The following is a 23,123-nucleotide window of genomic DNA, read 5'->3' as shown; positions in this document are numbered from 1 at the left end:
CGCGCGCACACGCGGCTGGTCAGCGAGCCGGGTACGGGATGCGGCATCATGGAAGGCGTGAGTACAGACACTCTGGTACGCCCCGACGCCACGACCGACGAAACGACCAGCGACGACACCCCCAAATTCTTCCATTACGTGAAGAAGGACCGGATCGCCGAGAGTGCCGTGATGGGCACGATGGTCGTCGCCCTGTGCGGCGAGGTCTTCCCGGTGACCCGTTCGGCCAAGCCGGGCTCGCCGGTCTGCCCGGACTGCAAGAAGGTCTACGAGGGCTTGCGCAAGGGCGACTGAGCGCAGGGCTCGGTCGACGACGCCGGTGCCGGTGACCCGGCCCCGGCGGTTTCGTCGTGCTCGGCCTCGGTGTCGTCCTCGCCGCGCACCTGGTTGGTGATCCACTCCTTGACCTGCTCGATCCGGGTGGTCCGGGCAGGCCAGAACTCCTGCACCGCGGCGTTGAACTCCGCGCCCAGGATCACCGCGAAGCCGAGGAAATAGGTGAACAGCAGGAACGCGATCGGGGTGGCCAGCGCGCCGTAGCTGACCCCGGTGTCGGTGATCCACGACAGGTACCGGCGCAGCAGGTCGCTGGCCGCCATGAAGAACACCCCGGCCACCAGCGCGCCGCCGAAGAGCCGGTGCCACGGCAGCGACTTGTGCAGGGCCAGCTTGTAGAGCGTGGTCAGGCCGACGATCAGCAGCAGGCCCACGATCGGGTAGTAGAACGTGTCGATCAGCCGCAGTCCCGGTTCGCGCCACGCCTCGGGCAGTACCCGCCCGATCCGGGTCGGGCCCAGCGCGATCACCGGCAGGATCAGCACCGCCGCCACCAGGAACTGCACGTAGAGCAGCAGCGCGAAGATCCGCTGCCAGACCGGATGGCGCGCGTCCTGCTGGCCGTGCGCCTCCACGATCGCGTCGACGAAGGTCGCCATGGCCGAGGACCCCGCCCACAGCGACAGCACGAAACCCACCGACACCACCGCGCCGCGCCCGCGGCCGAGCACGTCGTCGACGGTCGGTTCGATGAGGTCCGCGACCACCGACGGACTGAAGAACTCGCGGCTGAACGCGATGATCTTCATCTCCACGATCTCCACGGTGTCGGGCCCGAACAGTCCGCCCACGTAGCCGAGGCTGCCCAGCAGGCCCAGCAGCAGCGGCGCCAGTGACAGCGTCTGCCAGAAGGCGGCGGCCGCGGACTTGGCGAAGATCGAGTTGTCCCAGCACTTGTGTCCGACCCGCACGAGCAGCCGCCACACCGCCGCGGGCCAGGCCGCCCACCACGGCCGATCGCTGTGACGTTGCCCGCTCGCATGCGCGCCCGCGGGCGGACACGCCGGTGCCGCGTCGGGGGTGGGCGGGGGCGCCGAGCCCATCGCGTCGGCGGCCGGGGGCGGGTCGTTGGTCATCTCGGTGTCAAGCATCTCGCACAACGGGCGCGCGTGTGGCGTGGGGCGCGGCTTCGTGACCACGCGCGCCGCTGTGATGCCGGTCGCGCCGCCCGCGTCGGTTTGGCGGCGCGCGGCCTCGGGCGGCTAGGGTCGACGGCGTGACCGGTTCGGGTGGCGCCGTTACGGCGAAGCAAGTGGGGACACCGGGCGATGTGGCGCCGGGGGCTGCCCCGTCGGGTTCGCTGCGCGCCTGGCAGCGTCGCGCGCTGACGAAGTACCTGGCCACCAAGCCGCGTGACTTCCTCGCGGTCGCCACGCCCGGCGCCGGTAAGACCACCTTCGCGCTGCGGGTTGCCGCGGAGTTGCTGGCTGATCGCACGGTCGATCAGATCACCGTGGTGGCCCCCACCGAACACCTCAAGCACCAGTGGTCCTCGGCCGCGGCGCGTGTCGGGATCCAGTTGGACTCGCGGTTCTCCAACTCCACCGGCGCCACCTCCGGCGACTACCACGGTGTCGTGGTCACCTACGCCCAGGTCGCCGCCCATCCCACCCGTCACCGCGTGCGCACCGAGAACCGGCGCACCCTGGTGATCCTCGACGAGATCCACCACGCGGGCGACGCCAAGACCTGGGGCGAGGCCACCGAGGAGGCCTTCGGCGACGCGACCCGCCGACTCGCGCTCACCGGAACCCCGTTCCGCAGCGACGATTCCAAGATCCCGTTCGTCACCTACGAACCCGACGAGGGCGGTTTCCCCCGCTCGCGCGCCGACCACGCCTACGGTTACGCCGACGCCCTGGCCGACGGCGTCGTGCGCCCGGTGGTGTTCCTGGCCTACTCCGGCGACGCGCACTGGCGCGACAGCGCGGGCGAGGAACACACCGCCCGCCTGGGCGAGCCGCTGAGCCCCGAGCACACCGCGCGCGCCTGGCGCACCGCCCTCGACCCGGCCGGTGACTGGATCTCCTCGGTGTTGCGCGCGGCCGACATGCGCCTGCGTCAGCTGCGCTCCTCCGGCATGCCCGACGCCGGTGGCCTGGTGATCGCCACCGATCAGGAACGCGCCCGCGACTACGCCGAGCTGCTCGAACACATCAGCGGCGAACGGCCGACGGTCGTGCTGTCCGACGACCCGCAGTCGTCCAAGCGGATCGGCGAGTTCAGTGCCGGGACACAGCCGTGGATGGTCGCGGTGCGCATGGTGTCCGAGGGCGTCGACGTGCCGCGCCTGGCCGTGGGCGTGTACGCCACCAGCGCGTCGACTCCGCTGTACTTCGCCCAGGCCATCGGTCGTTTCGTGCGTGCGCGCAAACCCGGCGAGACCGCCAGCGTGTTCCTGCCCTCGGTGCCGGTGCTGCTGGATCTGGCCGCCCAGCTCGAGCTGCAACGCGACCACGTCATCGGCAAGCCGCACCGCCCCAAGGAGGGCCTGGAAGACGAGCTGCTGATCGACGCGAACAAGGCCAAGGACGAGCCCGGCGAGGAGGAGAAGTCCTTCGTCGCCCTGGCCGCCGACGCCGAGCTCGACCAGGTGATCTACGACGGTTCCTCGTTCGGCACCGCCACCATCGCCGGCTCCGACGAGGAAGCCGACTACCTCGGCATCCCCGGCCTGCTCGACGCCGACCAGATGCGCGCCCTGCTACGCGACCGCCAGACCCGCCAGCTCGCCGACCGCAGCGCCCAGGAAGCCGCCCCGCGCCCGGCCGCCGTCGCCGAACGCGTCGCCACCTCCGACCGCCTCGGCGAGTTGCGCCGCGAACTCAACAGCCTCGTCGCCATGCACCACCACCGCACCGGCCAGCCGCACGGGGTGATCCACGGCGAACTGCGCCGCGAATGTGGCGGCCCGCCAACAGCTTTGGCATCGGTCGACCAACTCGTCGAACGCATCGCCGCCCTGCGCCGCCGTTGAGCGATACCGCCCTGCGTCGTCGTTGAGCGATGCCGCCGTGCGTCGCCGTTGAGTGACACCGCCGTGCGCCGCCATTGAGCGATTTCGCCGTGCGTCGCCGCTGAGCTACGTCGCCCCCGCGGTGTCGGCCGTCGCGTCGCGTTGCGGCGTCGATCACAGGCTGCGGCGCGCCGGTAAGCGCGAGTGTCGGCCGTCGCATCGCATTGCGGTCGTGCGGACTCGGTTGATGGTCGTTGAGATCCGTGGCCGCGAGGGTCGGTCGCGTGGTGCCGCTCGGATCATGTTGCGGGCGTGAAGAATCGGTCTGGGTCGAGGGTGTGCATGCTGGTCCAGCGGGGTTCCTGGGCTGGGGCCTCGGAATCGGGGTGGTCGTCGAAGTAGCCCTGGAGCTCCAGCGCCAGGCGCGGGTTCTCGTCCACCCGGCGGGCGAGCGCGTACAGCACCGCGAACACGTGCAGGCAGTGCGCCGACCGGGCCGAACACGAGCAGTCGGTGCTCGCCAGGGTGGGGGCGGGGGAGTGGCCCGCGTCGAGCAGGGCGCGGTGCGTCTCGTCGGTGAGCACGGTCGGGTCGGGGATCGTGTGCACGAGGGCGGTCACCGCGGCGCGCGACAGCGGCGCCACCTCGACGTGGGTGATCGAGGCCTGACCGCCGCGATGCAGGTGCGCGCGCACGGCGCGGCCTTCGATCTCGAGGCGCACCCCGTCGTTGCGGGCGATGCTGCGGGCGCGCGGCAGCAGCGGTTCGGGGCGGGTCCGGCTGAGGGGTTCGGCCAGGCGCACCCAGTCCATGCCCCACGCGGTGTACCCGAATTCGTTGTCGGCCATCAGTTCTCTCGCTTTCGGCGCAGGATGTCGACGAGGGCGTCGTCGTCGAGGCGGGCCAGTTCGGCGATGCCGGCGGCGTCGGACAGGTCGGTCAGCGCGGACTTGCGCGTGTGCATCGGCGCGATGTGCTCCTCGACCGTGGTGGCGCTGGTGAGGGTGGTGACGGTGACCGTGCGGGTCTGCCCGATGCGGTGGGCCCGGTCCGAGGCCTGTGCCTCCACTGCCGGATTCCACCAGCGATCGAAATGGATCACGTCGGCCGCGCGGGTGAGGGTGAGCCCGGTGCCCGCGGCGCGCAGGCTCAGCACGAGAACCGGTGGGCCGTCGGGGGATTGGAACCGGGTGACGATCTCGCCGCGCTGCTCGGCGTCGAGCCCGCCGTGGAAGAACGGCGCCGTCACCCCGAACTGGTCGGCGAGGTGGCGCACCAGCAGCTCGCCGGTCTTGCGGTACTGGGTGAAGATCAGGGTGGGGTCACCGGTGTCGAGATTGGTGGCGACGATATCGGTGCACAGGTCGAGTTTGCCCGAGCGCCCGGCGAGTTCGCCCAGCTCGCCGGTGACCAGGCCGGGATGGTTGCACACCTGTTTGAGGTGGGTCAGCGCCGCGAGTACGCGTCCCTGACGTTGCAGGCCGGACCCGAACCCTTCGTCGAGCGCCTCGGCCAGCACCGCGTCGTACACGCGTTCCTGTTCGGCGGTGAGATCGCAGAGCAGGTCACTGTGGATCTTCGCGGGCAGCGCCGCCGCGACCTGAATCTTCTTGCGGCCCAACACCACCGGTTCGACCGCGGCGCGCAACCGGGCGGCCGCCGCGCTCGACCCCTCCTCGATCGGTCGCACGAATCGGCGCCGGAACTGCGTGCGATGCGCGAACACGCGCGGCACCGTGAGATGCAGCAGTGCGAACAGTTCGTCGAGGTGGTTCTCCACCGGCGTGCCGGTCAGCGCGACCGTCGCCTCGGCGGTCAGCGCCCGCGCCGCCTTCGACACCTGGGTGCGGGGGTTCTTCAGCGCCTGCGCCTCGTCGAACACCACCGTCGCCCACTGCCGACCGGTCAGTGCCGCACCGTGCAGTCGCAGGGTCGGGTACCCGGTGACGAGCACGGTGCCCGCCCCGGCTTCCACCGGCCCGCCTCGCCATGTCACCGCCGTCAACCCCGGCGCGAACCGCTCGATCTCGTGCACCCAGTTGCCCACCAGCGAGGTCGGACACACCACCAGCTGCGGTCCCTCGGCTCGCCCCCGCAGGAACCCGATCGTCTGCACGGTCTTGCCAAGGCCCATCTCGTCGGCCAGCACCGCCCCGCCGTAGGCCGCCACGGTCTCGTGCAACCACCCCACCCCGCGCACCTGATAGGGCCGCAGCGTCGCGTCCAGCACCCCGGCCAGCTCCCCGCCGAGCGCCTGCGTCTCGCGCAGGACCCGCGCCGCCCGCTCCGCCGACACGATCGAGGTCCCGACCGCGTCGGGAACGGCGTGCGCGGCGATCGGCAGCGACGGTGGTGAAGCGGACGAGAGGTCCTCGGCGGCGGTCAGCAGCCCACGCCAGGCGCGGCCGGAGGCCGCCAGCTCGTCGGAGGACACCTCGACCAGCTCGGCGGGCGTCACCACCGTGGCCGGCACCTCGACCGGTTCGATCGCGCGGCCCGCGCCCACCGGCAGCGCGAGCGTCAGCACCTCGGGATCGCCGACCCCGGTCGGCGCGGGACCGGCGTCGACCCCGTTCCACGTCCACAGTGCGAACAGGTGGCGGTCGGGCAGGTAGGTGGCCTGGATGGCGGACAGAACATTCTCCTGACGATCGGGCGACGCGAACAACGCAACAACGTACACTGTACTGAGTTTGTTCCCGAGCGCCAGAAGGAAGGACGGCCCGTGCCGACCGGCGACGACAAGACCGCACAGGCCACCGAGCTCCTCGCACTGCTCTGGCGCCACCACCTCCCGGCCAAGCCCGGCGCCCGCGGCCCCAAACAGACCCTGACGGTCGACGACGTGGTCGCGGCCGCCATCGCCCTGGCCGATCGCGACGGCATCGCCAAGCTCACCATCCGCGCGGTCGCCGCCGCGCTCGGCGTGCGCGCGATGAGCCTCTACACCTACGTCCCCAGCAAAGAGGCGCTGATCACGCTCATGGTCGACGCCGTCGCCGCCACCGACCCCCCGATCCCGGCCGAGCTCCCGGTCCGCGACCGCATGATCGCCATCGCCGCCCGGATCCGCGCCGAACTGCTCGCCCACCCCTGGCTGCTGGAAGTCTCCCCGTGGCGCCAGGTCCTCGGCCCCGGCCGCCTGCGCCGCTACGAACGCCAACTCGCGGCCATCGAGGGCATCGGCCTGAGCGACCTGGCCATGGACCGCGCGATCGCCGTACTCACCGACTTCGCCACCGGCAACGCCCGCCTCGCGGTCGCCGCCGCGGGCGCGACCGCCCAGCTCAGCGATGCCGACTGGTGGGAGATCACCGGCCCCCTGCTGGCCCGGGTGATCCCGCCCGACGAATTCCCCCTGGCCGGGCGCGTCGGCACCACCGTCGGCGAACACCATCAGGCCCCCGCCGACCCCGACGGCGCCTTCGACTACGGCGTGGCCACCCTCGTCGACGGCCTGCTCACCGACACCTGAGCCCGCACGGACAGCGACAGCGGGCGCCCTGTTCGGGACGCCCGCTGTCGGGAGTTTTCTATTGTCGGATGCTGTTGTTTCGGACGCGAGGAGAGATCAGACGGCGGGAGCTGCGTCGGTGTCGATGACGGCTTCGAGCTCGCGCAATCGGTCCATGTGTTCATTCGCGTGGTGCTGGCAGAAGAGCAACTCGCCACCCGCGGGAAGAACTGCACGCACTCGGGCAGCCGCCCCGCAACGATCGCAACGATCGACCGCGGTCAGTGGGGTGCTGGTCAGGGTTCCTGGCATGACTCCTCCGTCCCGGCTCCCGGCGCTGCGTGGCCGTTCGCCTAGGTGTGGGCCTCGTGGTCACTCCACGAGGCTCGCATCCGCTACTTCCCAGCAGTGGTATGACTACTCTGTCAGACGTTCGGGGTTCAGGCTTTGTTCCCGGAAGTGAATCTTTGTGTTTTCGATAACAGACCTGCGGTTTCGCTGAAAGCGAACACCCGCCGATCACGGTCTCGAGCACTCACCGACCACCTGCGGAGCGCTGACGCCACCTCCCCTTTCGATCTTGTCGCTCATCGGTATGTCGCTCGCTGGGGCGTTGCCCGTTAACGCGGCGGGCTCGACCGGGACAACGAGCTGTTCATCTCGACGTGTGACAGGGTCTAGATCGTCCGAACCTGTTGTCTACCCGGAGATTACCCGTGACATCCGACACTCACACCCTTGTTCACCTGTGTTCTTCCCAAGAATGGGAAGAACTTCGCCGGACGGGGGAGCGCAGACCGCCCTCGCTGGCCGAATCGGGCTTCGTGCACATGTCGACCCCGCAGCAGGTCCACCTGCCCGCCAACCGCCTGTTCGCCGGGCGCACCGACATGGTGCTGTTGTGGCTGGACCCGGCCCGATTCACCGGCGAGGTGAAGTGGGAACCCGGCGTGCCCACCGACCCGTCCTCGATGCGGTTCCCGCACCTCTACGCCCCGCTCCCGCTGGCCGCGGTGCAGGTGGCGCAGCCCTATCTGCCCGACTCCGACGGCGTGTTCGGCACACCACGCCGCGACCCTGTGGCGTAGCCCACGCCGCGGCGGCGCGCGCGTCTACTGTGGAGAAGTGAACGTCGATGTCACAGCACTACCGGGGATCGGAGTGCGCAAGGATTTCGAAGTCAGGTCGGGGCGCCGCGTCGGGGTGGTCGCCCACCGCGACGGTGACATCGAGCTGATCGTGTCCAAGTCCGACGACCCCGACGCGATCGCCGCGCAGGTGCCGCTCTCGGCCGACGAGGCCTCGGTGCTGGCCAACCTGCTCGGCGCGCCGCAACTGGTCGCCAAGCTCAACGACGACCACCGCGACCTGCCCGGCATCACCACCCGCCAGCTCGCCGTCGCCGACGAATCGCCGTATGCCGGTCGCACCCTCGGCGAGACCGGCATGCGCACCCGCACCAAGACCTCGATCGTCGCGGTGATGCGCGCCGGTCAACTGCACCCCTCACCCGGCCCGGATTTCACCTTCACCGAGGGCGACCTGCTGGTGGTGGTCGGCACCCCGCACGGCCTCGACGCGGCCGCGCGGATCCTGCTACACGGCTGATCAGTCCACGATCCGGCGCGGCCACGCGCCCGCGCCCTCGTAGCTGAGCTCCTCGGTGCGGTACTCGTGGTCGGCCGTCGGCGCCACCGGCGCGGCCGGACGCGGACGCGTCTTGCGTCGCGAGGTCAGCCACATCCGGGGCAGCGCCTGCTCGTTCTCGATCTCGGTGAGACTCACACTGATCAGCACCAGCATCGTCACGATGCTGCTCACCCCGATCAGCGGCGCCAGCAGCTCCATCGCCTCGGCGCCGGTGGCCGGGCCCGCGTCGTGCCCGCTGTGCGCCCGCATCGACGCCATCCCGGTGTAGTGCATCCCGCACACCGCAACGCCCATGATCAGCGCCGCGCCGACGGTGGCGAGAAAACCCTTGACGCGCAACGTGAACCACAGCGCCACGATCGAGGCCACCACCGCGATCACCATCGACAGACCCACGATCGCCGCGTCGTAGTGCACCGTCGCGCTCGACTTCATCGCGTACATGCCGGAGTAGTGCATGGCACCGACCCCGAGTCCGGTGATGGTGCCGCCTGCCAGCAGCGAGCGCAGCGTGGGCTGCGGCTTGTTGACCATGAACAACCCGATCCCCACCACCACCATCGCGGTGACCGCGCTGATCAGCGTCAACGGGATGTCGTAGCGAATCGCGGTGCCCCGGATACTGAATCCCAGCATGGCGATGAAGTGCATGACCCAGATCCCGGTGCCGCCGATCGCGACCGCGGCGCCCAGCAGCCAACCCGCCCGGCCCTGAGTGGCGTTGCGTCCCCGCGCCGCGCACTGCAGACCGAGCAGACATCCGGTCACCGACATGAAATACGCCAGAACCGGGGTGATCCAGCCGTAGCTGAAGTGATAGATGTCGAGCACGCGCGAAACCCTCAATGCCGGGCGTCCACGAACCTGACCTCGGTGCCAGTACCGCGGACCAAGGCGGTAGAACGAAAAACTGGTTGTGACGATACGGTGAAGATCACCAATTCGTGTCCTCCGCAGTGCAATACAGCAGTGTGGGGTTCATCACGAACCGGTCGCGGCGGCAACGACGCGAGGCCCGCACCGTCGAAACGGTACGGGCCTCGCGGGTGGACATCGCTCAGTCGAGGTAGTCGCGCAGCACCTGCGAACGGCTCGGGTGGCGCAGCTTGCTCATCGTCTTGGACTCGATCTGCCGGATGCGCTCACGGGTGACCCCGTAGACCTGGCCGATCTCGTCGAGGGTGCGCGGCTGACCGTCAGTCAGACCGAAGCGCAACCGCACCACGCCCGCCTCACGTTCGGACAGCGTCTCGAGCACCGACTGCAACTGGTCCTGCAGCAGGGTGAAGCTCACCGCGTCGACCGCGACGACCGCCTCGGAATCCTCGATGAAGTCACCGAGCTGGCTGTCGCCCTCGTCGCCGATGGTCTGGTCCAGCGAGATGGGCTCACGCGCGTACTGCTGGATCTCCAGCACCTTCTCCGGCGTGATGTCCATTTCCTTGGCGAGCTCCTCGGGCGTGGGCTCGCGGCCCAGGTCCTGGAGCAGCTCACGCTGGATGCGGCCGAGCTTGTTGATGACCTCGACCATGTGCACCGGGATACGGATGGTGCGGGCCTGGTCGGCCATCGCGCGGGTGATGGCCTGGCGGATCCACCACGTGGCGTAGGTCGAGAACTTGTAACCCTTGGTGTAGTCGAACTTCTCGACCGCGCGGATCAGACCCAGGTTGCCCTCCTGGATCAGGTCCAGGAACGCCATGCCGCGGCCGGTGTAGCGCTTGGCCAACGAGACGACCAGGCGCAGGTTGGCCTCGAGCAGGTGGTTCTTGGCCCGGTTGCCGTCGCGCACGATCCAGTTGAAATCGCGGCGCGTGGTGACCGAGAGCTTCTCGCCCGCCTCGGCGAACTCGCGCATCTTCTCCGCCGCGAACAGGCCGGCCTCGATCCGCTTGGCGAGTTCGACCTCCTCCTCGGCGTTGAGCAGCGCGACCTTGCCGATCTGCTTGAGGTAGGCGCGCACCGAGTCGGCCGAGGCCGTGAGCTCGGCGTCCTTGCGGGCCTGGCGCAGCGCCTCGGACTCTTCCTCGTCCCAGACGAAATCGCCCGAGGCCTTGTCCTTCTCGGTCGGCTCGGCGGTGTCGGCGACCTCGGCGGTGTCCTCGGCGACGTCGTCGACGACGACCTCCTCGACGACGAGTTCGTCCTCGGCGACTTCGAGATCACCGAGATCGTCGATATCGACCGACTCGTCGTCGAGCTGCTCCTCACCGCCCTCGCCCGAGGTCGCCTTCTTGGCCGCGGTCTTCTTCGCCGGGGCCTTCTTGGCGGCGGCCTTCTTGGCCGGAGCCTTCTTGGCCGCGGCCTTCTTCGCCGGGGCCTTCTTGGCGGCGGCCTTCTTGGCAGGCGCCTTCTTGGCCGGGGTTACGGCGTCGTCGGCATCGGCGTCGGAGGCCGGGTCGGCGGTCTGACGGGTATTCGTGGCTACCACGTACGCCCTTTCGTGACGGTCTCGTGCGGCGTCACGCCAGAGTGGTTTTCCGGCGGAGCGGTCGGTCGGGTTGCACCGGCGATGCGTCGGCCGGGGGAAGTCGGCGCTCGTTCACCGACCTTCTCGCGACCGGCCGCGGCCGGAAGGTTTCACCGGCTCACCGCCGGACGTGTTCCATTGTAACGATCCAACCAGGGTACTCATGGCACGATGCCATCCAGGCGTTGCGTACCCGACCACGCCCGGCTAGGGCGCGATGCCCGCCTCGATGGCCATCGCCGCGCCGACGATACCCGCGGTGTTCTTCAACACGGCCGGAATCACCGGAGTTCTGTTGGTGAGCAAGGGAATCCACTGCGCGTGATCACGGCTGATGCCGCCGCCGGCGATGATCACCTTCGGCCAGAACAGATCCTCGATGCGGCTCAACACCCGACTCACCCGCTGCGCCCACTGGGCGTAGTCCAGGCCCTCGTTGTCCTTGACCGAGGCCGCGGCCAGGTCCTCGGCGTCGGCCCCGTCGATCTCGAGGTGGCCGAGTTCGGAGTTGGGCACGAGCACGCCGCTGTAGAGCAGCGCCGAGCCGATCCCGGTGCCGAAGGTGAGCAGCAGCGTGAGCCCGACCAGGTCGCGCGCGTTGCCGTAGCGGTCCTCGGCCAGCCCCGCGGCGTCGGCGTCGTTGAGCACGGTGACCTCGCGCCCGCCCAGCGCCGCCGAGAACAGCGCGCGGGCGTCGGTGCCGATCCAGTCCTGGTCGATATTGGCGGCGGTTCTGGCGATGCCGTCGAGCACCACGCACGGCATGGTGATGCCGACCGGACCCGTCCACCCCGCCTGGGCGACGAGCTCGGCCACCGCCGCGGCGACCGCGGCCGGCGTCGACGGCTGCGGCGTCGCGATCTTGAGACGGTCATGGGTGAGCAGGCCCGTGGTCAGGTCGACCTCGGCGCCCTTCACGCCACTGCCGCCGATATCGATACCGAATGCGTGCCCCCGTGCGGACATGGTTTCAACCCCTTGCTGACGGTCGATCTGCCTGACAGACATCACAGAGCAGCGTAGCGGTAGTCACCGTTTCTGCGGGGCGCGTCGACATGTGTTCCGATGGAGTCGTGCCCGAACACACCGAGCCCGAGAACCCCGCTGCCCCCACCACATCCGCCGATCCCGAGCAGTTGCGGCTGCTCGCCGTCGAACTCGCCGAAACGGCCGCCGCGCACGTGCGCGCGCGCCGCCCGCAGGTCTTCGCCGCCGACGGTCCCGCCGCCGGCGCGGTGTCGACCAAGGGGCACGCCACCGATCCGGTGACCATCGTCGACACCGAATCCGAGCAGCTGATCCGCGAACTGCTCGCCCGGCGCCGACCGGCCGACGCGATCCTGGGCGAGGAGGGCGGCGGCGATGTCGGCGCCACCGCGCCCGGCACCGTCACCTGGGTGGTCGACCCGATCGACGGCACCGTGAACTTCCTCTACGGACTGCCCGGTTACGCGGTGTCGGTGGGCGCGGTGATCGACGGCCGCCCCGTCGCGGGCGCGGTCGTCGATGTGGCCGCCGCGACCACCTACAGTGCCGCGCGGGGTGCTGGCGCGCACGCTGTGGGACCGGACGGCACCCGCACGGTGCTTCGGTGCAGCAGCGAGGATTCGCTGTCAGTGGCGCTCGTGGCCACCGGCTTCGCCTACGGCAGCGCCCGCCGGGCCCGCCAGGCCCAGTTGCTCACCGAGATCCTGCCGCGCATCCGCGACATCCGCCGCCTCGGCGCCGCCGCGATGGACCTGTGCCACGTCGCCGCGGGCCGCCTCGACGCCTACTACGAGCACGGTCTCAACGCCTGGGACTGGGCCGCGGGCGCCCTCATCGCCGCCGAGGCGGGCGCGGTCGTGCGTGTCCCGTCGGTCACCGTCGGCGGCGCCGCGGGCGAACTCACCGTGGTCGCCGCCCCCGGCATCGCGAAGGACCTCGACGCCCTGCTCGACAGCGTCGGCGCCCCGATTCCGCTGCCGGACTGAGGGATCAGCCCCTCAGCACTTCACGTCGCGGGCGGCGTCGACCAGGGCCGGGTCGATGGAGGACGAACTCGCGCCCGGCGCGAGGTTCTTCAGCGAGCGCAGCACCGCCTCGGCGTCCGCGCCGGGGCGCAGCGATTCGCCGAACGCCTGGCCCAGCACCAGATCGACGGTGTCGTCGGTGCGCGGATCCTCGATCAGTTCCGCGCACGGCGCGACCAACTGCACCGAGGCCGCGGCCGGGCGACCGTTCACGCCGAAGCGGATCTGGCCCGCGCAGGTGAGGTCGCCGTTGACGTAGACGGGATCGTTACCCACCTGTGTCCCCGGCGCGCCGGCGAAGCCGAGATCGGCCAGGGCCGAGGCGATGTTGCCCGCCTGGCCGCTCTTGCCGTTGGCGTTGAACACCCGGACCTTGGACTCCGACAGGGCCGCCGGGTCGACGTCCTCGAGCCGCGAGGGCCCGACCCGGGTGCCCAGCGCCGCCGGTTGCGGGGCGGCGGTGGCCGTCGGGGTGCTCGGCGCGTTGCACGCCATCGGTTCGTTGCCCTCGTCCCGCGTGCGAAACGCCGTGATCCAGACGAACAGGCTCACCAGAGCCAGCACGAGGACCAGCGCGAGCCAGAGCTCGGGCCGCCGTCGCGGAAAGGGTTTGCCGTCGCGATCAGTCGCGCTGCCTTCGGTGATCAGTGAAACCACCCGCTCACTCTACGAGTCCGCGCGCGCCGCGCGAGCCGGGGAGGTCTCGGCGCGTTTCACCGCAGGTGACGATTCGTCGTCGGTTTGTTCCGCGTCGCGGGTTTGATTGCGACATTCGGCCGTTGGTCCGCTATTGTCTGGCCGCCCAGATCGAATATTTACCGGTGAAACGGTGGTCGGTCGCGGGAACAACAAGGGCATGTCCTGCGTTTACCGAAGGCTGTCGGAGTAGATCGCAGACGATCGAACCTGATAGACGACCGGTGCACGTGTGAGGTGTACCACCGGCGGGGCGGTACGAACGCCGGACCCCTGCGGGGTTACGGCAATCGACTGATCCGGGATATACGGAGTAAGGACTGAGGGGAAGACGACATGGCAACCGACTATGACGCACCGCGGCGCACCGAATCCGACGAGGTGTCGGAGGACTCGCTCGAGGAGCTGAAGGCGCGTCGCAACGAGGCGCAGTCCGCCGTCGTGGACATCGACGAATCCGATACAGCGGAATCGTTCGAGCTTCCCGGCGCGGACCTGTCCGACGAAGTACTCAGCGTTCGGGTGGTCCCGAAGCAGGCGGACGAGTTCACCTGCTCCAGCTGTTTTCTGGTGCACCATCGCAGCCGACTGGCCGAGGAGAACAGCGGCCAGCTGATCTGCATGGATTGCGCACTCTGATCCGTTTCGGATCAGCGCGGAAGGGTCAGCCCGCGCTCGGGAGTCCGAGCGCGGCCAAGACCCGGTCCGGCCTGCGGGTACTGATCAACCAGTACGGCGTCGGGTCGTCCGGGTCGTCGAGTACCAACAACGCCATCGAGCCGATCCAGGCCCGATGCTGCACATAGGCGGCGGGGTCGAGTTGTCGACCCAGCGCCGCGCTCTTGGCTGTCGGCGCCACGGCCGCCGCGCGCGCGACGAAGCTCACCGGTAGGTGGGCGCGGTCCACGCGGAGTTCGGCCGTGCCGTCCGCGGCCACGGTGACATCCAGGCGATGCCTGCTCATCCACAACAGAATCCACACCGGGACCGGCGCCAGTAGCAGATACGGCAGCCAGGCCCGGAGTCCCGGCGCGCCCATATGGATCTCGGCGGCCAGCAGCGCCGCGATCGCGAAGCCGACGGGCCACCACCACAGCGGCACCCACAGGCGCTCGGCGTAGAGCCGTGTTCCCGGCGCGTGCTGCGGTGCGTCGGCGGTGTCGGTCGTGGGGGAATGGGGCTGGTCGGGCACTCCTCAACACTAGGTCACCGCATCGTGACCTCGACGAGAAGGTCCGCCCCGTGAGCGCGTACTCGCGCCCGCGAGCGCGTAGTCTCGACCGATGTGAACGCACTTGCACCGATTCCGCTGCGGCGGCTCGATCCCGGCATCCCTGTGCCGACGCGTGCCCATCCGGGTGACGCGGGCGTCGACCTCTGTACCACCGAGGATGTGATCATCGAACCGGGCGAGCGGGTGCTCGTCGGGACCGGGATCGCCATCGCGTTGCCGTTGGGCACGGTCGGTCTGATCCATCCCCGGTCCGGGCTGGCCGCCAAGGCCGGGCTGTCGGTGGTCAATACGCCGGGCACGATCGACGCGGGCTATCGCGGCGAGATCAAGGTGTGCCTGATCAATCACGATCCGCGGACCGCGATCGAGCTGCGGCGCGGCGACCGGATCGCGCAGTTGCTGGTGCAGCGGGTCGAGTTGGTCGATTTCGCCGAGGTCGACGATCTCGACGAGACCGCGCGTGGCAGTGGTGGATACGGGTCGAGCGGCGGGCATGCCAGCCTGGCCGGCAAGGAGGCGTGATGGGTCTGTTCGGTAAGAAGAAGCGCGCCCCGCGCGAGGACGACGTGGTCGAGTACGACGAGGTGGCCTACGACGAGGCCGATTACGACCTCGACGCGGACTCCGACGAGTACGACACCGACGAGTTCCACCGCCCCGATTTCGCCCGGCTCGATTTCGACGACGCGCCGACCGACGAGCGCATCTACGGCAATTTCGATCACGCCCCCGATGCCGCCGCGGGCCCCTACGACATCAGCGAGGTCTCCGAGGACGCCATCTCCCGGCGCCTGGACCTCGGCTCGGTGCTCATCCCGGTGCCCCAGGGCGGGCAGTTGCAGGTGGAGATGAGCCCCGACGGCACCCCGCAGGCGGTGCACCTGGCCACCGAGCACGGCAGGCTCACCGTGGCCGCCTACGCCGCGCCCAAGTCCGCGGGTCAGTGGCGCACGGTCGCCGCCGATCTGGCCGAGTCGCTGCGCGGTGACGGCGCGGCCGTGGCCGTGGAGAAGGGTCCGTGGGGTCGTGAGGTCAAGGCGATCACCGAGGGCGCCGATCTGCGCTTCATCGGCGTCGACGGCCCACGCTGGATGATCCGCCTGGTCGCCGCGGGCCCCAAGGGCGCCGTCGACGACCGCAGCCCGCTGATCACCGCCGCCCGCGCGGTCCTGGCCGACGCCGTGGTCCGCCGCGGCACCGACCCGCTGCCGGTGCGCGACCCGCTGCCCGTGGTGCTGCCCCGCGAACTGGCCGAACAGCTCGCCGCCGCCCACCAGCAGCAGCTCGAGGCCCAGCAGGCGGCCCAGGAGGCCCAGGCCGCCGCCGCGGCCGCCCCGCCCCCGTCGGCCCTGCCCCCGAAGCTGCCCGACGAGCCCCGTCGCGGCGCCGACGGTTCGGCGATGCAGCAACTCGGGCTCAACTAGCCCGGGTTCGGGTCAGTTCGGCCAGTCCGGTGTGGCCGAGGATCGCGGGGTCGGCGCCCAGTTCGGCGAGGGTGATTTCACGCAGGCGGGCCGAGGGCAGGGTGGCGGCCCATTCGCGGGCGATGTCGATCGGATGGATCGGGTCGTCGACGGCGCCCACGACCGCCACCGGCACCTCGATCCCGGCCAACCGTTCGAGCGTCGGCCACGCGTAGCCCGCCGCCTCGTCCAGGGCGGCGGGCAGGTCCGGCCACTGTCCGCGCCAGGACTGGGTCAGTGCCTCGGCCAACCACGCCGGGCTCGACGCCCGCATGCGCGCGATCACCGCCTCGAGCCCGTCGGCGCGCAGTTGCTCGGCGGTAACCGAGGCGCTCGATGCGGCGGGGCAGGCGGCTGTTTCGGCGCCGGTCCAGGCGGGTAGTGCTGTGAGGACACCGACCACCGCGGTCGGGTGCTCGGCGGCCCAGTCGAGCGCGATCGCGGCGCCGAGGGAGATGCCCGCGGCCAGGACCGGGCCGCGCGCCGCGGCCGCGTCCAACGCCGCTCGACAGCTTCCGACCACGGCCTTCGGGTCCGGTTCCACGGCCTGGAACGCCAGTCCGTGCGCGCGGGCCGCCGGTCCGAACGCGCGGGCGGCGAAATCGGCGTCGGAACCGGTCCCTGGCAGGGCGAGGACGGTGACCTGGGGTGGGGTGCGCAACACCGACCGAGCGTAGCGGCGCGGCGTTTGCCCCTCTACAGTGACTAGTGAGGCCAACAAGCGGGAGAAGCGTGCCATGTCGTCATCCACGGGCGGACACAAGTCGGGATCGGGCCCGGATTCAGGATACTTTCGACGACTCGGCCGCCGACTGACCGCCGATATCGACCAGCTCGACGCCGAGGAACTGGCCGAGACGGCCGACGCCTCCGGCGCTCGCCGCGCCAAGGATTGCTGCCGTGGTGAGGAAGCCACCATCCTGGGCAGGCTGCGCAGTGTCGAAGCCTGTCCGAAGGCCGCCGGTGCCACCGTGCAGGCCGAGTTCTTCGACGGCACCGACGCCATCACCCTGGTGTGGATCGGGCGCAGGCGCATTCCCGGGATCGAACCGGGGCGCCGCATTCTGGTCCGTGGTCGCGTGGGCGACCGCGACGGCCGCAAAGTGATCTTCAACCCCTACTACGAATTGCGCGGGAACAGCTGACGTATGCCCTCCAGCGACGAGTACCGCACTGCCGCGGACCCCGAAGCCACCGTGGCGTTGCCCGTGGTCACCGATGAACCGGTGGACCCACAGGTCGACGCCGAGGTCGACAAGGCCGAACAGACCTTGCTCGAACAGCTCGGCGGGTTCAGCGGCCTGATCTATTCCACCCTGCCCGTCCTGGTGTTCGTTCCGGTGAACACCTTCGCGGGCCTGACCGTGGCCATCTGGGCCGCGCTCGGCGTGGCCGCCGCCATCCTGGTCTGGCGGCTGATCCAGCGCAGCCCCATCCAGCCCGCGATCTCCGGTTTCCTCGGGGTGGGCGTGTGCGCGTTCATCGCCCAGCGGGTGGGGGAGGCCAAGGGATTCTTCCTGTTCGGCATCTACACCAGCCTGGTGTACGCGGGCGTGTTCGCGCTGTCGATCCTGTTGCGCCGACCCCTGGTGGGGGTGATCTGGGGCGCGCTCAACGGCCACGGGCACCGCTGGCGCACCGACAAGCGCGTGCGCAAGCTCTACGACCTGGCCACCGCGGTGTGGGTGGTCGTGTTCGGCGCCCGCTACCTGGTGCAGTCGCAGCTCTACGACACCGACCACACCACCTGGTTGGCCGTGGCCCGCATCGGTATGGGCTGGCCGCTGACCGCGGTGGCCCTGGTCGTCACCGTGTGGGCGGTGCGCCGGGCCGGGCATCTGCCCGCGTCCAAGGCCGACAAGTCCGGTGCCGGAACGGAATCCGTCTCCGCCTGAGGGTGGGTAAGCGCACCGCCGGAGGTGGGGAAGTCCCCACCCTGGGGTGCCTGGTCGCGACCGGCCGTTCGTCGCACGATCAATGCGTAGGAATTACGCGATGATCGTGAAAGGACCCGGCGACCATGATGGCAACCGAGCACCGTACCGAGCGACCGGCCGTCGAGACCACCACGCGCCGGGCCGGTGCGTCGAAGACCGCGGCGCCCGCGCACTCGGAGAGCAAGCGCATCGGCGCCGAACTCGACGCGCTGATCGGTCCGGCCGCGCGCGGTGACCGCGACGCCGTCGCCGAGATCCTGCGCCTGGTCCACCCGCTGGTCCGCCGCTACTGCTCGGCGCGCATGGGCGCCACCGGCCACCTGATGGTGACTCCCGACGATGTCACCCAGGAAGTCCTGATGGCGATCGTCACCGCGATCCCGCGCTACCGCGATCAGGGCAAGTCGTTTCTGGCCTTCGTCTACGGCATCGCCGCCAACAAGGTCTCCGACGCCTTCCGGCGCGGCAAGCACACCGCCTACCCGACCGCGGACCTGCCCGACACCGCCAGCACCTCGGCGGGACCGGAGGACTGGGTACTGGCTTTTGAACGCCGCGCCGCCGCCCACGACCTGATGAAGGTGCTCGCCCCCAACCACCGCGAGGTCCTGGTGATGCGGATCGTGCTCGGCTGGAGCGCCGCGCAGACCGCCGAGGCCATCGGCACCAGCCCCGGCGTGGTCCGGGTGATGCAGCATCGCGCGCTCAACAAGCTGCGCGCGGAACTGAAAGTGGCCTAGGCGCTCACGGTCGCACACCGTGGGTGGCCAGGGCCAGCCGCAGATCCTCTTCGGCCTCCACGGACGTGACGAACAGCAGTTCGTCCTCGCCTTCGAACGGATCGTCGGGCTGGGGCACGATCACCCGGCCCCCGCGCAGAATGGTGACCAGCGCGGTATCGCGCGGCATCGCCAGCGTGCGCACCGGTTTGCCCGCCAGCTGGGTGTCTGCGGGCAGCGTGATCTCGACCAGGTTGGCCTGGCCCTGGCGCAGCGTCATCAACCGCACCAGATCACCCACCGACACCGCCTCCTCCACGAGCGAGGCGAGCAGTCGCGGCGTCGACACCGCCACATCCACCCCCCACGACTCGTTGAACAGCCATTCGTTGCGCGGATCGTTGACCCGCGCGACCACCCGGCGCACCCCGAACTCGGTCTTGGCCAGCAGCGCGTGCACCAGGTTGGCCTTGTCGTCGCCGGTCGCGGCGATGACCACCTCGTAGGTTTCCAGATCGGCGTTCTCGAGCAGGGCGAGCTCGCACGCGTCGGCGTGCACCCAGACCGCGTCGGGAATGGCGGCGGGGTCGATGTGGTCGAGTTGGCGCTCGAGCAGCATCACCCGGTGTCCGCCGCGCAGCAGTTCCCTGGCGATGGAGCGCCCGACCGCGCCCGCGCCGGCGATGGCGACCTTCATGTGTTCAGTCCTCGCTCAGTGGGGCTTTGGCGGCCAGGGCGATCGCCTCGCCGACGGTGCCGGAGGTGGCCGCGACGTAGACGACGTCATCGGCCTGGATGATCGTCTTGGACTCGGGCAGCAGGCCCTGCCCGAAGCGCAGCACGAACGCCACCCGCACCTTCAGATCGTGTTCCAGATCGCGCACGGTGCGCCCGAACCAGTCCTCGTGCAGGGTCAACTGGGTCACCGCGACCGCGCCGGTGGGGTCGCGCCAGGTGGTGGTGGAGTTGTCGCCGATCAGGGTGCGCAGGAACCGGTCGGTGGTCCACGGCACGGTGGCGATGGTCGGGATGCCGAGTCGTTCGTAGACCTCGGCGCGTTTGGCGTCGTAGATCCGCGCGACCACGCGTTCGACGCCGAACATCTCCCTGGCCACCCGCGCGGAGATGATGTTGGAGTTGTCGCCGGAGCTCACCGCGGCGAACGCGTCGGCGCGTTCGATGCCCGCGCGGGTCAACACCTCACGGTCGAAGCCGACGCCGATCACCTGCTGTCCGGTGAAACCCTCGCCGAGGCGGCGGAACGCCGTGGGATCGCGGTCGATGACCGTGACCTCGTGACCCACCCGGGTCAGCGCCCGCGCCAGTGACGAGCCGACACGCCCGCACCCCATGATCACTACGTACACCGTGCACCCTCGTTCCTGGCCTACCCGTGGCGTCCGGCAAGGACCGTACCCGCCGGATGCTCCCATCGCCCATTTTCCCCGCGTCGACGCGGTGCAAACAATCCGGACATCGCTGTGACGCCGACGAATGTGCGCGCGAAGCGGCTGGTGAACTCCTCTATGCTCAGCCCGGTGTCCAAGTTGACGACGGCAGCCAAGCGTGTGCTGCTGGGCAGGCCGTTCCGTAGCGATTCGCTCGGCCACACGTTGTTGCCCAAGCGTATCGCTCTTCCGGTCTTCGCCTCCGACGCGATGTCCTCGGTGGCCTATGCCCCGGAGGAGATCTTCCTCGTGCTCTCGGCGGCGGGGATCGCCGCGTACGTGTACGCGCCGTGGGTGGGCCTCGCGGTGGCCCTGGTGATGGCGGTGGTCGTCGCGAGCTACCGGCAGAACGTCTACGCCTACCCGTCCGGCGGCGGTGACTACGAGGTCGCGACCAAGAACATCGGCCCCAACGCGGGCCTGACGGTCGGCAGCGCGCTGCTGGTGGACTACGTGCTCACCGTGGCGGTGTCGATCTCCTCGGCGGCGTCGAACATCGGCTCGGCGATTCCGTTCGTCGCCACGCACAAGGTGTTGTTCGCGGTGGTGGCGATCGTGATCCTGACCGCGATCAACCTGCGCGGGGTGCGCGAGTCGGGCAAGGCGTTCGCGGTGCCGACCTACGCGTTCATCATCGGCATGGTCGTGATGCTGGGCTGGGGCCTGTTCCGCACCTATGTGCTCGGCGACGACATCCAGGCCGAGTCGGCCGGTTTCGGCCTCGACGCCGAGGACGAGCACCTCTACGGCCTGGCCTTCGCCTTCCTGATCGCGCGCGCGTTCTCCTCCGGTTGCGCGGCGCTGACCGGTGTCGAGGCCATCAGCAACGGCGTGCCCGCCTTCCGTAAACCCAAGTCGCGCAACGCCGCGACCACGCTGCTGCTGCTGGGCACCATCGCGATCGTGCTGCTGATGGGCATCATCATCCTGGCCCAGAAGATCAACGTCGTCTACGCGCACGACCCCAAGCACCTGATCGGCGCGCCCGCGGACTACCACCAGAAGACGCTGATCGCCCAGATCGCCGACGCGGTGTTCCACGGTTTCCCGATCGGGTTCTTCTTCATCACCATCGTCACCGCCCTGATCCTGGTGCTGGCCGCCAACACCGCGTTCAACGGTTTCCCCGTGCTCGGTTCGATCCTGGCGCAGGACCGCTACCTGCCCCGCCAGCTGCACACCCGCGGTGACCGCCTCGCCTTCTCCAACGGGATCCTGTTCCTCTCCGGTGCCGCGATCGCGTTCGTGGTGTTCTTCGGCGCCGAGGTGACCAAGCTCATCCAGCTCTACATCGTGGGCGTGTTCGTCTCGTTCGTGCTGAGTCAGACCGGCATGCTGCGCCACTGGACGCGCCTGCTGCGCACCGAGACCGACCCGGCCCAGCGTCGTCGAATGAAGCGCTCGCGGGTGATCAACGCCATCGGCCTGACCGCCACCGGCGCGGTGCTGGTGATCGTGCTGCTGACCAAGTTCTTCGCCGGCGCCTACATCGCGATCATCACCATGGTGGCGATCTTCATCGTGATGAAGCTCATCCGCCGCCACTACGACTCGGTCTCGCGCGAACTCGACGAATCCGACTGGGACGGTGTGCTGCCCAGCCGCACCCACTCGCTGGTGCTGGTGTCGAAACTGCACCTGCCGACCCGTCGCGCCCTGGCCTACGCGCGCGCCACCCGCCCCGACACCCTCGAGGCGGTGACGGTCAACGTCGATGACGCCGACACCCGCAAGCTGGTGCGCGAGTGGGAGAACAGCGAGATCAACGTGCCGCTGAAGGTGATCGAATCGCCCTACCGCGAGATCACCAAGCCCGTGCTCGAGTACGTCAAACGGGTGCGCAAGAACGCCCCGCGCGATGTGGTCACGGTGTTCATTCCCGAGTACGTGGTCGGGCACTGGTGGGAGCAGGTGCTGCACAACCAGTCCGCGCTGCGGCTCAAAGGCAGATTACTGTTCGAGCCCGGTGTGATGGTGACGAGCGTGCCGTGGCAGCTCAGTTCCTCCACCAGGGCCAAACAGTCGGGAGAGGTCGATGCGCCGGGTTCGGTGCGCCGAGGTTTGGAACGACCGGGGCGTCGCGAATGAGCGCGGCGTGGGTCGAGGGTGAGAGTGGGTGTGGTCGTGAGTGAGTGGACCGGACAAGAGTTCGAGGTGCGACTCGGTGCGCCGGGGCACGGTGGGTTCATCGTGGCCCGCCACGAGGGCCGGGTGGTGTTCGTGCGCCACGGCCTACCCGGTGAGCTGGTGCGCGCGCGGGTGACCGAGGACCGGGGCGGTTCGTTCTGTCGCGCCGACGCGGTCGAGATCATCGAGGCGTCCCCGGATCGGGTGCCCGCGACCTGTCCGGTCGCCGGGCCGGGCGGCGCGGGCTGCTGCGACTTCTCCTTCGCCACGCCCGAAGCCCAGCGCGCGCTCAAGGCCACCGTCGTCGAGGAGCAGCTGCGCCGACTGGCCAAGATCGAACGCGAGGTGACGGTCGAACCCATCGCGGGCGATTCCGGCGAGGTCACCGGCGGGTGGCGGACCCGGGTGCGCCTGGTGGTCGACAGCGCGGGCCGCGCGGGTGTGCACCGCTACCGCAGCACCGAGGTGATCCCGGATCTGCGCTGCCCGCAACCGGTTTCGGGCGCGTTGGACGGCGTGGCGGACCGGCTGTGGACGCCGGGCGCGGACGTGGTGGTCGCCGTCGACGGTGACGGCGTGCGCCACATCGTCGAGCTGGCCGAGACCCCCGGCGCCGGGCCC

At 69.8% G+C, this 23,123-nt stretch carries 26 protein-coding genes; 14 read left to right on the top strand and 12 right to left on the bottom strand.

Annotated features, from left to right (window positions below; translation table 11 throughout):
• The first annotated feature begins 57 nt into the window (after positions 1 to 57).
• On the top strand, positions 58 to 294 hold the full coding sequence (locus ACFP3H_RS16230) for a DUF3039 domain-containing protein (RefSeq protein WP_378606502.1): 237 nt from the start codon (positions 58 to 60) through the stop codon (positions 292 to 294).
• On the opposite strand, the gene ACFP3H_RS16225 is transcribed toward ACFP3H_RS16230, so the two are convergent.
• Positions 267 to 1,379: a YihY/virulence factor BrkB family protein gene (locus ACFP3H_RS16225; protein ID WP_378607406.1), complete on the bottom strand. Its 1,113-nt coding sequence runs from the start codon at positions 1,377 to 1,379 to the stop codon at positions 267 to 269. The two genes, ACFP3H_RS16230 and ACFP3H_RS16225, sit on opposite strands and share 28 nt — an antisense overlap.
• Positions 1,380 to 1,588: 209 nt before the next feature.
• Here ACFP3H_RS16225 and ACFP3H_RS16220 point away from each other — a divergent pair, with 209 nt between their 5' ends.
• Positions 1,589 to 3,313, top strand: coding sequence for a DEAD/DEAH box helicase (locus tag ACFP3H_RS16220; protein ID WP_378607403.1), 1,725 nt, complete (start codon positions 1,589 to 1,591; stop codon positions 3,311 to 3,313).
• Positions 3,314 to 3,591: 278 nt separating this feature from the next.
• Here the strand turns inward: ACFP3H_RS16220 and ACFP3H_RS16215 are convergent, their stop codons facing one another.
• Both ACFP3H_RS16215 and ACFP3H_RS16210 read right to left on the bottom strand, forming a co-directional pair.
• On the bottom strand, positions 3,592 to 4,140 hold the full coding sequence (locus ACFP3H_RS16215) for a hypothetical protein (protein ID WP_378606499.1): 549 nt from the start codon (positions 4,138 to 4,140) through the stop codon (positions 3,592 to 3,594).
• The gene (locus ACFP3H_RS16210; protein WP_378607400.1) at positions 4,140 to 5,888 is read right to left on the bottom strand and encodes a DEAD/DEAH box helicase; all 1,749 of its coding nucleotides are present in this window, start codon (positions 5,886 to 5,888) and stop codon (positions 4,140 to 4,142) included. Before ACFP3H_RS16210 ends, ACFP3H_RS16215 begins: the two co-directional genes overlap by 1 nt.
• Positions 5,889 to 6,017: 129 nt before the next feature.
• On the opposite strand from ACFP3H_RS16210, the gene ACFP3H_RS16205 reads away from it, so the two are divergent.
• Positions 6,018 to 6,767 (top strand): TetR/AcrR family transcriptional regulator, encoded by a 750-nt coding sequence (locus ACFP3H_RS16205; RefSeq protein ID WP_378606496.1) that lies wholly within the window; start codon positions 6,018 to 6,020, stop codon positions 6,765 to 6,767.
• A gap of 96 nt (positions 6,768 to 6,863) precedes the next feature.
• Here the strand turns inward: ACFP3H_RS16205 and ACFP3H_RS16200 are convergent, their stop codons facing one another.
• Complete coding sequence (locus ACFP3H_RS16200; protein ID WP_378606493.1) at positions 6,864 to 7,058, bottom strand: DUF7455 domain-containing protein; 195 nt, start codon at positions 7,056 to 7,058, stop codon at positions 6,864 to 6,866.
• Between the two features lie 404 nt (positions 7,059 to 7,462).
• Between ACFP3H_RS16200 and ACFP3H_RS16195 the strand changes: the two genes are divergently transcribed.
• Positions 7,463 to 7,834: a DUF952 domain-containing protein gene (locus ACFP3H_RS16195; protein WP_378606490.1), complete on the top strand. Its 372-nt coding sequence runs from the start codon at positions 7,463 to 7,465 to the stop codon at positions 7,832 to 7,834.
• A gap of 37 nt (positions 7,835 to 7,871) precedes the next feature.
• Complete coding sequence (locus tag ACFP3H_RS16190; RefSeq protein ID WP_378606487.1) at positions 7,872 to 8,354, top strand: cation:proton antiporter regulatory subunit; 483 nt, start codon at positions 7,872 to 7,874, stop codon at positions 8,352 to 8,354.
• Here ACFP3H_RS16190 and ACFP3H_RS16185 read toward each other — a convergent pair whose 3' ends face one another.
• From ACFP3H_RS16185 to ppgK, 3 genes are all read right to left on the bottom strand, one after another.
• A complete protein-coding gene (locus tag ACFP3H_RS16185) occupies positions 8,355 to 9,227 on the bottom strand; it encodes an MHYT domain-containing protein (RefSeq protein ID WP_378606484.1) in 873 nt (290 codons plus the stop codon).
• Between the two features lie 226 nt (positions 9,228 to 9,453).
• Positions 9,454 to 10,827 (bottom strand): RNA polymerase sigma factor, encoded by a 1,374-nt coding sequence (locus ACFP3H_RS16180; RefSeq protein ID WP_378606481.1) that lies wholly within the window; start codon positions 10,825 to 10,827, stop codon positions 9,454 to 9,456.
• Between the two features lie 246 nt (positions 10,828 to 11,073).
• Positions 11,074 to 11,832: a polyphosphate--glucose phosphotransferase gene (gene ppgK, locus ACFP3H_RS16175; protein ID WP_378606478.1), complete on the bottom strand. Its 759-nt coding sequence runs from the start codon at positions 11,830 to 11,832 to the stop codon at positions 11,074 to 11,076.
• Between the two features lie 107 nt (positions 11,833 to 11,939).
• Between ppgK and ACFP3H_RS16170 the strand changes: the two genes are divergently transcribed.
• A complete protein-coding gene (locus ACFP3H_RS16170) occupies positions 11,940 to 12,839 on the top strand; it encodes an inositol monophosphatase family protein (RefSeq protein ID WP_378606475.1) in 900 nt (299 codons plus the stop codon).
• A gap of 12 nt (positions 12,840 to 12,851) precedes the next feature.
• On the opposite strand, the gene cei is transcribed toward ACFP3H_RS16170, so the two are convergent.
• A complete protein-coding gene (cei, locus tag ACFP3H_RS16165; RefSeq protein WP_378606473.1) occupies positions 12,852 to 13,535 on the bottom strand; it encodes an envelope integrity protein Cei in 684 nt (227 codons plus the stop codon).
• A gap of 375 nt (positions 13,536 to 13,910) precedes the next feature.
• Here cei and ACFP3H_RS16160 point away from each other — a divergent pair, with 375 nt between their 5' ends.
• Positions 13,911 to 14,213, top strand: a complete 303-nt coding sequence (locus tag ACFP3H_RS16160) for a DUF4193 domain-containing protein (protein ID WP_378606470.1) — start codon at positions 13,911 to 13,913, stop codon at positions 14,211 to 14,213.
• 25 nt (positions 14,214 to 14,238) lie between these two features.
• Here the strand turns inward: ACFP3H_RS16160 and ACFP3H_RS16155 are convergent, their stop codons facing one another.
• A complete protein-coding gene (locus tag ACFP3H_RS16155; protein WP_378606467.1) occupies positions 14,239 to 14,766 on the bottom strand; it encodes a DUF3093 domain-containing protein in 528 nt (175 codons plus the stop codon).
• A 93-nt stretch (positions 14,767 to 14,859) separates the two neighbouring features.
• On the opposite strand from ACFP3H_RS16155, the gene dut reads away from it, so the two are divergent.
• Positions 14,860 to 15,330 (top strand): dUTP diphosphatase, encoded by a 471-nt coding sequence (dut, locus tag ACFP3H_RS16150; RefSeq protein WP_378606464.1) that lies wholly within the window; start codon positions 14,860 to 14,862, stop codon positions 15,328 to 15,330.
• A 5-nt stretch (positions 15,331 to 15,335) separates the two neighbouring features.
• A complete protein-coding gene (locus ACFP3H_RS16145) occupies positions 15,336 to 16,232 on the top strand; it encodes a DUF3710 domain-containing protein (RefSeq protein ID WP_465263765.1) in 897 nt (298 codons plus the stop codon).
• Here ACFP3H_RS16145 and ACFP3H_RS16140 read toward each other — a convergent pair.
• A complete protein-coding gene (locus tag ACFP3H_RS16140) occupies positions 16,225 to 16,935 on the bottom strand; it encodes an alpha/beta fold hydrolase (RefSeq protein WP_378606458.1) in 711 nt (236 codons plus the stop codon). The two genes, ACFP3H_RS16145 and ACFP3H_RS16140, sit on opposite strands and share 8 nt — an antisense overlap.
• 73 nt (positions 16,936 to 17,008) lie before the next feature.
• Between ACFP3H_RS16140 and ACFP3H_RS16135 the strand changes: the two genes are divergently transcribed.
• The 3 genes from ACFP3H_RS16135 (at position 17,009) to ACFP3H_RS16125 (ending at position 18,948) form a co-directional block, all read left to right on the top strand.
• Positions 17,009 to 17,416 carry an OB-fold nucleic acid binding domain-containing protein gene (locus tag ACFP3H_RS16135; protein WP_067458744.1) on the top strand — a complete coding sequence of 136 codons (408 nt, stop codon included), beginning with the start codon at positions 17,009 to 17,011 and terminating at the stop codon, positions 17,414 to 17,416.
• Between the two features lie 3 nt (positions 17,417 to 17,419).
• On the top strand, positions 17,420 to 18,166 hold the full coding sequence (locus ACFP3H_RS16130) for a DUF3159 domain-containing protein (protein ID WP_378606454.1): 747 nt from the start codon (positions 17,420 to 17,422) through the stop codon (positions 18,164 to 18,166).
• 128 nt (positions 18,167 to 18,294) lie between these two features.
• Positions 18,295 to 18,948 carry a sigma-70 family RNA polymerase sigma factor gene (locus ACFP3H_RS16125; protein ID WP_378607398.1) on the top strand — a complete coding sequence of 218 codons (654 nt, stop codon included), beginning with the start codon at positions 18,295 to 18,297 and terminating at the stop codon, positions 18,946 to 18,948.
• 4 nt (positions 18,949 to 18,952) lie between these two features.
• Here ACFP3H_RS16125 and ACFP3H_RS16120 read toward each other — a convergent pair whose 3' ends face one another.
• Together ACFP3H_RS16120 and ACFP3H_RS16115 are read right to left on the bottom strand one after the other, a co-directional pair.
• Complete coding sequence (locus tag ACFP3H_RS16120) at positions 18,953 to 19,624, bottom strand: potassium channel family protein (RefSeq protein ID WP_378606451.1); 672 nt, start codon at positions 19,622 to 19,624, stop codon at positions 18,953 to 18,955.
• A gap of 4 nt (positions 19,625 to 19,628) precedes the next feature.
• A complete protein-coding gene (locus ACFP3H_RS16115) occupies positions 19,629 to 20,294 on the bottom strand; it encodes a potassium channel family protein (protein WP_378606448.1) in 666 nt (221 codons plus the stop codon).
• A 171-nt stretch (positions 20,295 to 20,465) separates the two neighbouring features.
• Here ACFP3H_RS16115 and ACFP3H_RS16110 point away from each other — a divergent pair, with 171 nt between their 5' ends.
• Entirely contained in the window at positions 20,466 to 22,463 is a 1,998-nt protein-coding gene (locus ACFP3H_RS16110) for an APC family permease (RefSeq protein WP_378606445.1), read from the top strand.
• 36 nt (positions 22,464 to 22,499) lie between these two features.
• Positions 22,500 to 23,123, top strand: a 624-nt coding sequence (locus tag ACFP3H_RS16105) for a TRAM domain-containing protein (RefSeq protein WP_378606442.1), incomplete at its 3' end; no start/stop codon positions are given.

It is taken from the genome of Nocardia lasii (assembly GCF_042658545.1).
GTDB classification, from domain to species: Bacteria; Actinomycetota; Actinomycetes; order Mycobacteriales; family Mycobacteriaceae; genus Nocardia; species Nocardia lasii.
The sequence above is the reverse complement of the archived record's forward strand: the minus strand, read 5'-3'. Positions and strand labels throughout refer to the sequence as shown.